Consider the following 3,256-nt stretch of genomic DNA (forward strand, 5'->3'; position numbering starts at 1 on the left):
ATGTATATGATCGCTATGGTGCTCAGTTGCTCGAAGGAAATGTGCGTTCGTTTCTAAGTACAAAAGTCGCTGTTAATAAGAAGATTAGAGAAACTATACTTAGTTCGCCGCGCATGTTTTTTGCGTTTAATAATGGTGTTTCTGCGACTGCTGTAGATGTAACAATAGAAGATACGCCTGAAGGGAAATATATTACTTCTGCAAAGGATTTTCAGATAATTAATGGTGGGCAGACAACGGCTTCTCTGTCTAACGCTCGCTACAAGGATAAAGCCGATCTAAGCTCGATTAGTTTACAGATGAAATTAACGGTGATTAACGCGGACCTCGACGATACTCACAATCTTATGCAGAAAATTTCACGATCATCCAACAGTCAAAACAAGGTAAGTGACGCAGATTTCTTTTCTACCCATCCCTTTCATATTCGTATGGAACAGATATCAAGAAGACTTTTTGCGCCAGCTACAGGTGGTGCGCAGCATGATACTCATTGGTTCTATGAACGCGCTAGGGGGCAATACTTGCAGGCCCAAATGCGAATGACAAAGACCGAGCGCAATCGTTTTATAATTCAAAACCCTAAACATCAGCTGATCACTAAAACTGATCTAGCCAAAGCACGAAATTCGTGGCGGGGTCTACCGCATACAGTTAGTAAAGGCGCTCAATCAAACTTTAGCGAGTTTGCGCAGTGGGTTGATGACGAGTGGTCAGTGTCGGATGAATCGTTTAATGAAAGATATTTTCAAGAATCGCTTGCGCTTTATATTTTATTCAAGCATGTTGAGACGTTGGTTACTCGTCAAACATGGTATGAACAGGGATATCGTGCGAATATTGTTACCTATTCAATAGCGCTGCTGGCGCACTTGATTAAGGTTCAATTCCCACAGCGTACTCTAGAACTACAGATTATTTGGAATAGACAAGAAGTCCCCAATGTAATTTCTAACCAACTGAGTTTGTTAGCCAAAGCGGTATTGGACTCTATAACAGATCCTTCTAGGGGAGTTGCAAACGTAACTCAATGGTGCAAACGAGAGGCGTGTTGGAATAGAATCAAAGAGCTGGAGATATCACTGAACACAAATATAGAATCTGTACTTATTGATACAGATAATGCTAAATCAGAAGCTCGAAGGGCACGCAAAGACCAGAAGATGGTTACTGGCATTGAAGCACAGACGAAAGTGGTTAATTATGGAGCGGAGTATTGGAAAAGAGTACAGTCTTTTGTTGCAGAAAAGAAGATACCCTATCATACAGAAGCGGAATCATTAAAAATTGCTTGCCAAATGCCTGCGAAGCTGCCAAACTCAGTACATAGCCAAAAGTTGCTTTCATTGCTGAATAAGGCTGTGTCAGAAGGCTGGAAAGAGGAATGAAAAGAGGTGTATAACGTTGTATAGAGTATTGGATTTGTTTGCAGGTGCGGGCGGGATGAGCTTAGGTTTTTTACAAACAGGCAGATTTGATATTGCTGTGGCGGTAGAGAAGAATGAAAACKCCCAAGCAACATATATGCGCAACCACCAACATACTGCAATGCTGAGCGATGTTCTCGACATTACAGATTATGAACTGTTTCAACGCACATACGGGGAGTTTGATGTTGTAGTAGGGGGTCCTCCGTGTCAAGGATTCTCTAATGCCAACCGTCAGAAGAATCATATTGTCAGTCAAAATAATAGTCTTGTTAAGAAATATGTCGAAGTCATACTAAACCTTAGACCAAAGGCGTTTGTTATGGAGAATGTTCGTATGTTGAAGTCTGATATTCACCGTTTTTATTGTTCACACAATGACGGATTTGAATTTGAGCGATTGGGCATAACTATTCGTAATGAAACCATCTGTCTTCTTGATGTTGAATGCCCTGTAGCTGATATTAATGCATATATATTTAACAGAGATATTTTAAATGAGTTAATCTTACCCGAAAAAGCCTTTTATTCGTTGCGAATGCTTCTTAAGAATTCGAGCAAAGAAGATTCACGGAAGAAAGCGCTAAAGGAAAAAGCAAGACAATGCATAAAGATTATATCGAAGCTCCCGCCAAGAGGCAGAGAAATCTCTAGAGATTATATCGAGTTTGAGCAAACCGCTCTGAATACATTCATTCGATTTGCTGGAGAAGAAATATTATTCGAAGCAGCGGTGCATGCGATGACCGATTATATTAATGTTCAACGATTGATGATGCACGCAAAAGAACTGCTTGATAATAATATTGTAACATACGCCTTAAGGAATGATCAGAGGGGGGTACATGTTGACGTTAGATCATATTCGGTAATTGATTATATCAGCAAGAGACTGGGTGAGTTATACAATATAAGTGATGAAGTACTTAATGCTGCGTGGTTTGGAGCTCCACAGCTACGAGCAAGGTATATTGCAATGGGATTAAGAAATGATCTCGGTGTTCAACCAGAGTTGCCTTCCGCGGCGTATAAACAGGTGGAATATCGCACAGTTTATGATGCTATAAAAGATTTGGAGCCTGTTATTCCAGGGTTTAACACTGAAAATGAACCTATTTGTTTAGATAAAGAGTATCAGGTTACGGAATTAACGAGCCTGCTGCGCGATTCTGTTAATTTGTGCAATCATACAACAACAGAGACGCGAGAAACAGCAAAGAAGCGGTTTGAAGCTCTAGGGCCTGGACAAAACTTTCATGATTTAGCTCGCAATCTAATTGAGAATACTTATACAAGACCAGAAAGAACACAGAATTCTATTTACTTGCGGCTAGAGTATGACAAGCCTTGCGGAACTGTTACGAATGTACGCAAATCAATGTGGATAYATCCAACAATAAATCGGGCAATAAGCATTCGTGAAGCGGCCAGACTGCAGTCATTTCCTGACAGTTTCGTGTTTGTTGGTACAAAAGATTCACAATATCAGCAGGTGGGAAATGCTGTTCCTCCGATAATGGCTAATGCTATTGCATTAAAGCTTGCTCAGTTGCTGGATACATACAATTTAGCAACTAATGAGCAAGGAGGCAATGTGCATGGTGGACTCGTTGACATCAGAGCAGCGGAGTCAGATGATGTCCAAAATCCGATCAAAGAACACAGTGCCAGAAATGATCGTCAGGAGGTATCTGCATAGCAGAGGCTTTAGGTTTAGACTACATGATAAAAAACTGCCAGGGAAACCTGATCTAATTCTGCCGAAATATAAAACAGCAATATTTGTTCATGGGTGTTTTTGGCATGCGCATGAGGGCTGCAAATATTAT

Annotated in this window: 3 protein-coding genes; all 3 read left to right on the forward strand. The window is 40.6% G+C overall.

The annotated features are described in order from the left end of the window. Positions 1-1,388: AIPR family protein (locus tag AB4Z17_RS32935; protein ID WP_441964608.1), on the forward strand; the 1,388-nt coding region annotated here is incomplete at its 5' end. Between the two features lie 16 nt (positions 1,389-1,404). After that, complete coding sequence (locus tag AB4Z17_RS32940) at positions 1,405-3,126, forward strand: DNA cytosine methyltransferase (RefSeq protein ID WP_441964610.1); 1,722 nt, start codon at positions 1,405-1,407, stop codon at positions 3,124-3,126. Further along, on the forward strand, positions 3,065-3,256 hold a 192-nt coding region (locus AB4Z17_RS32945; protein ID WP_441964612.1), incomplete at its 3' end, for a very short patch repair endonuclease. The genes AB4Z17_RS32940 and AB4Z17_RS32945, both read left to right, overlap by 62 nt.

Origin of the sequence: Paenibacillus sp. TAF43_2, from assembly GCF_052113545.1 — a bacterium.
GTDB lineage: Bacteria > Bacillota > Bacilli > Paenibacillales > Paenibacillaceae > Pristimantibacillus.